Raw genomic sequence first — 8,260 nt, 5'->3', positions numbered from 1 at the left:
GTGCTGCATTTCAATTTTAAACAGTTAATTATATTAAAAGTGACAACCAAAAACGGAATAAGCAGCACAAGTCATTTCGATCTATTACTCAAATCATCGAATTACATGCGTCAGCATTTCAATATTTTGGTCATCTAACCGGGTTAACTTAACGGACAGCGCACCAAATTCTGCGGTATTCCCAATGTGTGTACCACCACAAGGAATAGTCACCTGAGTATCTGCGTCAAGCTGCCACTCCCAGTAACGAGAGTCTGTTAACGCCTCGCCCTCTAACCTCATCGTAACCGCCGTTGGTTGTGCTAACCAAACAGAAATCAGCTCATTAACATCGGCTTCAATGACCTCAAGGTTCGCTAGCATATCTGCCACATTAAGGCCGCGCTTCTTCAAGGTTTTACCCAAGCGATAAGTGTCTTTACATTGTTCAGGCGTTACAAAGCTGGTGACTTGGGCGTAGCTATTAAAGTCATAGCTGCCCAATGGATCTTTGCGGTCTGCATCTTTGCGCCAATAGTTATCAGCTAAGACCTTATTCAACGCTAAGAAGGCGACATGTCCAGCGCTATGGCCACGGCTAAGGCTCGCTTGGTACTCTTTATCAACCGACAACGATACCTGCTCGTTAACACTTATCGTAGAAGCAGATACAGGTAGCTGGTGGACTACCACAAACACCCAACCCTCTGTATCACGCTTAACAGGAATATCTGCTGCTACATAAAGTTTGCCAGTAGATTGTTCTATCGCGCCAACTAAACAATCATCAACGGTATATTGCACGCCACCAAGGTTAATGGTGCCTTTATCTGCTGGGTGATCTGGCCAAATATGGCTAACAGGATGAAAAGGAGTCACATCAGTGATCAAGTAGGTTTTGTTCTCATCACTTTCAACATGCAGAACCTTTGCCTCAAGCTGCCAAGTCTGGTGGCAGAATTGGGTGATGGTCGTTGTGATTGCTGCTGGTGTAATCAAGTCGCTCATTGTCATGTCGTTCTTCTTTTGGAATCTAGTCTAGGTCGCTTGCTGATAATTCCTAGCAAGGTGCGGTTATCAGATAACGTAAATTTTGCTTAAAAAAATACCCGAGACAGGCTCGGGTATCAAATCTATTCAAAAGGACTATTTACGTCCTTTAACCATGCTCATCATGCGCTTACGTTTGCGCTCTTGAGAGATAGTTAGCTTGTTCGTCTTAGCTTCAAATGGGTTTTCGCTGTTCTGGAATTGAATGCGAATTGGCGTACCCATGATTTCTAGTGAACGACGGTAGTAATTCATCAGGAATCGCTTGTATGAATCTGGCAGGTCACGAACTTGGTTACCGTGGATAACGATAATTGGTGGGTTATAACCACCCGCGTGCGCGTATTTCAGTTTCACACGACGGCCACGAACCATAGGTGGTTGGTGATCATCAGTCGCCATCTTCATGATACGAGTTAGGACAGACGTACCAACACGGGTTGTCGCTGACTTGTAAGCCTCTTGAACCGATTCAAACAAGTGACCAACACCTGTACCGTGAAGTGCCGAGATGAAGTGAATACGTGCGAAATCAACGAAACCTAAACGACGGTCTAGTTCTTTCTTAACGCGCTCTTTCACGTCGTTATCTAGGCCATCCCACTTGTTTACTGCGATCACGATTGAACGACCAGCGTTCAATGCAAAGCCTAGTAAGCTCAAGTCTTGATCTGAGATGTTCTCTCGAGCATCAATCACAAGTAAAACTACGTTCGCATCTTCAACCGCTTTCAACGTTTTAACAACCGAGAACTTCTCTACGGTTTCATTGATGTTTTTACGACGACGAACACCCGCAGTATCGATCAGAACGTATTCACGCTCATCACGGCTCATTGGGATGTAGATAGAATCACGAGTAGTACCAGGCATATCGTAAACAACCACACGCTCTTCACCTAGGATACGGTTAGTTAGCGTTGATTTACCTACGTTTGGACGACCAATAATAGCAAGCTTGATTGGCTGATCTTGCAGACGCTTGAACTCTTGTTCCGCTTCTTCTTCAGTGAAATCAACCTGTTCTGCTTCTTCGTCTTCAAATTCTGTTAGATCGCTAATTTCACCCTGCTCAGCTTTAAGTGCTTCAGCAAATGGGTTTAGAGCAAGATCAATCAGTGCTGTAACACCACGACCGTGCGCTGCAGCGATTTGGTACATGTCTTCTACACCTAGCTGCCAGAAGTCAGCACTTGCTGCATCAGGGTCAATACCATCAACCTTGTTTACTACAAGCATTGAAGGCTTTTCTAGTTGGCGAAGGTGCTTCGCGATAGCAACGTCTGATGGTGTTAGACCAGCACGACCATCTACCATGAACAGCACAACATCAGCTTCGTCAATCGCCGCTAATGACTGCTCTGCCATTTTAGTTTCAACACCTTCTTCAGTACCGTCGATACCACCAGTGTCGATAACAATAAACTCATGCTCACCAAGTTGAGCATGGCCATATTTACGGTCACGCGTTAAGCCAGGGAAATCCGCAACCAATGCATCACGAGTTCGAGTCAATCGGTTAAACAACGTAGATTTACCTACGTTCGGACGCCCTACTAGAGCAACAACAGGTACCATAACAACCTCTACAATTTCTTCTCTTAATGTAGTTATAGGTAAGCACTTGTTCGCAAGTTTAAACTCTTACCTATAACCACATGGTTTATTAATTTTTAACAACAAAACGGCTCCTGGCTGTTACCAACCAGGAGCCGACTGTGAATTATATCACGCTTTTATTGGCTAATCGTCAGTTTCTTTACATCGCCGTTGCGAGTCGTCACTAAGTAGCCTTCAGGCAGTTCAATTGGCGCTACCGCAAAGCCGCTGTCATCAACTAACTGCTGAGCAACAAACTCACCCGTTGAACGATCTAACCAGTGTAGATAACCTTCTGTATCACCCACAACAACGTATCCGTTAATGATAGCAGGTGCTGTCAGTAAGCGGTTTTCTAGCAGTGGAGTGCTCCAAAGTTCAGTACCACTACGTGCATCAACTGCAGCCACGTGATCCTTATCTGTAACGAGGAACAAACGGCTGCCGTCACTTGCTAAGTCAATCGCTGATGAGTAGTTACGTTTCCAAACTGGCTTACCAGAGCGTAGATCAATGGCAATCAACTGACCATTGATACCAACCGTGTACAAGGTACCACCTAGTACAACTGGCGATGCATCAACATCAACCAAGCGATCGATTTCCGTCGCGCCCTTTGGTGTACCAACTGGTTGTTGCCAAATCAGCTGACCACGCTCAACAATAGCGGCTGCTAGACGACCATTTGCCGTCCCCCAGAACACACCACCAGAAACCGCAACAGGAGCACTGTCGCCACGTAGTGTCAGGCTTGGAACTTCAGTACTGATTGTCCACTTCTGTTCACCGGTCTCTTGGTCTAGCGCGAGCATCATGCCGCGGCTAGTGTGAACCAATACCATGTTGTTGTCAGTGGCAGGAGATGCAAGCACTTCACCGTTTACCGATACACGCCACAACTCTTCGCCAGTCGATTCATCCAGTGCAATTACTTCACCATTTTCAGAACCAACAAACACTTTGCCGTAAGCAGCAGTTAAGCCACCAGACAAACGAGCCAGTACATCTTTCTCAAGGTCTGTTTTCCACAGCTCTTTACCCGTTTCAGGATCAAGCGCTTTAACCAGACCTTCACGGCTTGCAACAAACACTTTGTCGTAAGCCAGCTCAGGTGTCAGTTTTGAAAAGTAGTGACCAACACCATCACCAACCGAGGTCGACCATTCCTGTTTAGGAGTGAACTCACTGTTTACCGTTGGTACTGGCGCCATGATTACGGTGTCTTCTTCACCCGCACAGCCAGCTAATAGGCCAAGAGCAATCGCACACAACGCCGCTTTTGGAAACATCTTCTTCATTCAAAGCGCCTTATTTAGCTAGGTCGTCAAGTTTGATTTGAAGCGTTTGGCTCGCATCAACAGCTTGCTGTGCTTCTGTGTAAGCACTGTATGCTGCGTCTGTGTCGCCTTTACGAAGTGAGATATCACCACGTAGTTCAGCCACGCGGCCTTTCCAAGATTCGTCCGTTACTGCAGCAAGATCAGACAACGCAGCATCGAATTCACCTTGTTCAGCTTTGATACGAGCAACACGGTAAGTCAGTAGTGGCGAAAGTGCCGCATCCTTAGTTGCCGCTTTTGCCCACTCTAGCTGTTCAAGTGCTGCAGATAATTCACCCGCTTGTACTTGTACTTTTGCTAGCTGCATCGCTGCAAGTACTGAGTACTCAGCATCTTTATTTGCATCGATAAAAGCTTGAATATCAGATTGAGCATCAACGCCTTTTGCATCTAAAGCAGAGATCACTGTCGTGTAGCTTTCTGAAGCAGCTTCACGCGCCTCAACTACTGAATCTTGGTAGTAGCGCCAACCGAATAGACCACCTAAACCAATAACCGCACCGAAGATTACGGCTTTACCGTTCTCTTTCCACCAATCTTTAATGGCTTCAACCTGCTGCTCTTCGCTATCGTAAAGTTCCACTTCCTGTCCTCTTTAATTCTTTAAACGCCAGCATAGTGCTGACGTTAATATTCGTTATGAGCGTTTGCTCTAAGGCTAATTAGATTAGCGCAGCTACTTTTGCAGCAACGTCTGCTTGGGCAACAACTTCTTGTTCACCACCAACCAGATCTTTCAATACCACAGTGTTGTCTGCTACTTCGTTTTCACCCAGTACCAGAGCAACTACAGCACCTACTTTGTCTGCACGTTTGAATTGCTTCTTGAAGCTACCACCACCGAAGTGGCTCATTACACGTACACCTTCAACGGTATCACGTAATTGATTCGCTAATTGCATGCCCGCGATCATAGTGCCTTCGCCAGCCGCAACCATGTAAACATCAACACTGCGACGAACTTCTGTAAGCTCTAGCGTTTCCATCATTAGGACTAGACGCTCTAGGCCCATTGCGAAACCAACAGCTGGTGTTGCTTTACCGCCAAGTTGCTCAACAAGACCGTCGTAACGACCACCGCCACATACGGTACCTTGAGCACCTAGGCTTTCAGTGATCCACTCAAATACTGTGCGGTTGTAGTAGTCCAAACCACGTACTAGACGCTCGTTAACTTGGTATTCGATACCAACTGCATCAAGAAGTTCACACAAACCAGCAAAATGTTGCTTCGACTCTTCACCTAAGTATTCAGAAAGTCGAGGTGCGTCACCTAAGATAGCTTGAACGTCTGGGTTCTTAGTATCTAGTACACGAAGTGGGTTTGTGTGCATGCGACGTTTACAATCTTCGTCTAGCACATCAATGTGCTGTTCAAGGAAAGCAACAAGTGCTGTACGGTAGTTCGCGCGATCTTCAGTAGAACCGATTGAGTTCAGCTCTAGACGAACGTGCTTGTCGATGCCTAGCTCACGCCATAGACGCGCAGTCATCATGATAAGTTCTGCGTCAACGTCTGGACCGTCTAGGCCAAACACTTCCACGCCACATTGATGGAATTGACGGTAGCGACCTTTTTGAGGGCGCTCGTGACGGAACATTGGGCCCATGTACCATAGGCGTTGCTCATCACGGTTAATAAGGCTGTTTTGGATACATGAACGTACACAACCCGCTGTGCCTTCTGGACGTAGCGTTAGGCTATCGCCGTTACGGTCATCAAAGGTGTACATCTCTTTTGAAACAACGTCTGTCTCTTCACCCACTGCGCGGCTAAATAGGTTTGTTTCTTCAACGATAGGCATACGCACTTCGTTGTAACCGTGTGCACTCACCACGTTTTTCACTGCGTTTTCTACTTTCTGCCACAGTGGTGATTGAGTCGGTAGGCAGTCGTTCATGCCTCGGATTGCTTGGATATTTTTAGCCACAATATTTATTCCGTAATTTCTCACGACCAGGTGTTGATGCGAATAGACAACCACACCTCATCGCGTTTTATTAATCTTCTAGGTTTTCTACATCAATGCGATTTGCTTTATCAAGCACTGATGCTTTTGCTCGAATCTTAGCTTCAAGCTGATCAACAAGGTCGTTGTTGTCAAAGCGCTCTTTCTGACGCTTACCGTCTTCGTAGAAGGCACTCTTACGAGCACTACCCGCTAGACCTAAATGAGATACTTCTGCTTCACCAGGGCCATTCACCACACAACCGATGATAGAGACATCCATTGGGGTAATCACGTCTTCTAGACGCTCTTCAAGCGCGTTTACGGTGTTAATAACATCGAACTCTTGACGAGAACAGCTTGGACACGCGATGAAGTTGATACCACGCGAGCGAATACGCAAAGATTTAAGAATATCGAAACCAACTTTGATCTCTTCAACAGGATCCGCCGCTAGCGAGATACGTAGCGTATCGCCAATACCTTCAGAAAGAAGCATACCTAAGCCAACAGAAGACTTAACCGCACCAGCACGTGCACCACCAGCTTCGGTAATACCAAGGTGAAGCGGTTGGTCAATCTGTTTTGCCAGTAAACGGTATGAACCTACAGCTAGAAATACGTCAGATGCTTTAACGCTCACTTTAAATTGATCAAAGTTGAGACGGTCTAAGATATCTACGTGACGCATTGCTGATTCAACAAGCGCTTCTGCTGTTGGCTCTGTGTATTTCTCTTGGATCTCTTTTTCAAGAGAACCGCCGTTAACACCAATACGAATCGGAATATTCATATCACGAGCACAATCAACAACTGAGCGGATACGGCTCTCGTTACCGATGTTACCTGGGTTGATACGCAAACAGTCTACACCGTACTCAGCCACTTTCAGCGCGATACGGTAGTCAAAGTGAATGTCAGCGACCAAAGGAACAGAAACCTGCTGCTTGATTTGCTTAAATGCTTCAGCGGCATCCATAGTCGGTACAGATACGCGAACGATATCAGCGCCTACATTTTCCAAAGCTCGGATCTGAGCAACGGTTGCGGCTACGTCTGTTGTTCTTGTGTTGGTCATGGATTGCACAGCAATAGGTGCACCATCACCGATCGGCACATCACCCACATAAATACGGGTTGATTTGCGACGAATAATAGGAGATTCGTGTTGCATATTAACTCTAAGGTAAGGTTATTCTGGCTACTTTGCCTGAAGTATACCCAGAAAGGTCGACAGGTTCACTTGCAAATGTCATTGATACGCCTTCTGGCGCACCTAGAATCACTTTATATGGCGCAATTCCTGATAGATTTAGTGACTGACCCGCTTTTTTGATGCCCGTTGACAAGGTTTTGCCGGTCGCATCTTTAACTTGAATCCAACAGTCTGCAGTAAACTGCATCGTTAGCGCTTTGGTTGCCACTTCAGGTGTTGGCGTTGTTTCAGGAGCAGTTGTTGCTTCAACGGTTTCTAATTCAACAGCTGGTTCTGCGTCGACTGCTGTTTGTTCATCAGTCGCGTCAAGTACAGCTGAAGTATCTGCCGCATCACTGATTGCAGCAAGGCCTTCAGTATCTTCAATCACAGAAGCAGCAGCGTCGTTTTGTTCAGCTTCAATCACTTCTAAAGAAGCGAACTCAGGGTCCAGTGACTCCTCCACCGCAAGCTCTTCTGAACTTTCAGTGTTAGCCAAAGATTGAGATAAGGTGTCTTGTTGTTGATTCTGCCACCACCACAGTGAAGAAATACCGACGATAACGGCAAAGATACCCCAAGTCAGCAGCATAATACGGCTGTTGTGCTTTTCTGTTTTTGTCTTACGAGAAAAGCTCAGCATTTCTTGATCTTCATGTTGAGCATCACCAGAGTGGCGAAGCGCGTTCAGTACCACTTTTTCATCAAGATTGACGTATTTCGCGTATGAACGGATGTAACCACGCATAAAGGTTGCGACTTGGTCTGACTCAAATTGGTTTTCTTCAATCTGTTGAATTAAAGAGATACGTAGTTTTAGGCGATCCGAGATCTGCTTTTGTGTTAAACCAAGAGCTTCTCGTTGATTTTTCAGTAGCGTCCCCGCTTCTAGAGCTGGAGCGATTGGTTCTTGCGTTTGTGTGTCGTGTTCTGTGTTCATAGAGAGTGAACTTCTAAAATATTATCGCAGGTCGACGAGAGCGTTTTTTATTGTCGTTTAAGCTCATTCTAGCAACCCACTTATGTGGAATTTGTCCTGTTACCCAACTCATCAACCCTTAAAGACGAACGACATACATTTTATTATTAGTGACGTTCTCAGGAAGCTAGTTTATCAAGTAGCCAACCTAAATAGACATATTGATGAT

Annotated in this window: 7 protein-coding genes; all 7 read right to left on the bottom strand. The window is 45.9% G+C overall.

What is annotated here, in order from left to right:
- Positions 1-93: 93 nt before the first annotated feature.
- Positions 94-993: a metal-dependent hydrolase gene (locus tag BCT81_RS08975; RefSeq protein ID WP_102423901.1), complete on the bottom strand. Its 900-nt coding sequence runs from the start codon at positions 991-993 to the stop codon at positions 94-96.
- Positions 994-1,125: 132 nt separating this feature from the next.
- Positions 1,126-2,607: a ribosome biogenesis GTPase Der gene (der, locus tag BCT81_RS08970; protein ID WP_004740325.1), complete on the bottom strand. Its 1,482-nt coding sequence runs from the start codon at positions 2,605-2,607 to the stop codon at positions 1,126-1,128.
- Between the two features lie 158 nt (positions 2,608-2,765).
- Complete coding sequence (bamB, locus tag BCT81_RS08965) at positions 2,766-3,926, bottom strand: outer membrane protein assembly factor BamB (RefSeq protein WP_102423900.1); 1,161 nt, start codon at positions 3,924-3,926, stop codon at positions 2,766-2,768.
- 10 nt (positions 3,927-3,936) lie between these two features.
- Positions 3,937-4,551, bottom strand: coding sequence for a YfgM family protein (locus BCT81_RS08960; RefSeq protein WP_008222763.1), 615 nt, complete (start codon positions 4,549-4,551; stop codon positions 3,937-3,939).
- A gap of 79 nt (positions 4,552-4,630) precedes the next feature.
- Complete coding sequence (gene hisS, locus BCT81_RS08955; protein WP_063522634.1) at positions 4,631-5,899, bottom strand: histidine--tRNA ligase; 1,269 nt, start codon at positions 5,897-5,899, stop codon at positions 4,631-4,633.
- Between the two features lie 70 nt (positions 5,900-5,969).
- Positions 5,970-7,091: a flavodoxin-dependent (E)-4-hydroxy-3-methylbut-2-enyl-diphosphate synthase gene (ispG, locus tag BCT81_RS08950; protein ID WP_004740329.1), complete on the bottom strand. Its 1,122-nt coding sequence runs from the start codon at positions 7,089-7,091 to the stop codon at positions 5,970-5,972.
- Positions 7,092-7,098: 7 nt separating this feature from the next.
- Complete coding sequence (gene rodZ / locus BCT81_RS08945; RefSeq protein ID WP_102423899.1) at positions 7,099-8,052, bottom strand: cytoskeleton protein RodZ; 954 nt, start codon at positions 8,050-8,052, stop codon at positions 7,099-7,101.
- Positions 8,053-8,260 lie beyond the last annotated feature (208 nt).

This window comes from Vibrio sp. 10N.261.52.A1 (assembly GCF_002876325.1).
GTDB lineage: Bacteria > Pseudomonadota > Gammaproteobacteria > Enterobacterales > Vibrionaceae > Vibrio > Vibrio chagasii.
The sequence above is the reverse complement of the archived record's forward strand: the minus strand, read 5'-3'. Positions and strand labels throughout refer to the sequence as shown.

Coding starts and splice junctions, on each gene's coding strand:
- der (WP_004740325.1), bottom strand. CDS start 2,607: ATGGTACCTGTTGTTGCTCTAGTAGGGCGTCCGAACGTAGGTAAATCT.
- rodZ (WP_102423899.1), bottom strand. CDS start 8,052: ATGAACACAGAACACGACACACAAACGCAAGAACCAATCGCTCCAGCT.
- bamB (WP_102423900.1), bottom strand. CDS start 3,926: ATGAAGAAGATGTTTCCAAAAGCGGCGTTGTGTGCGATTGCTCTTGGC.
- ispG (WP_004740329.1), bottom strand. CDS start 7,091: ATGCAACACGAATCTCCTATTATTCGTCGCAAATCAACCCGTATTTAT.
- BCT81_RS08975 (WP_102423901.1), bottom strand. CDS start 993: ATGACAATGAGCGACTTGATTACACCAGCAGCAATCACAACGACCATC.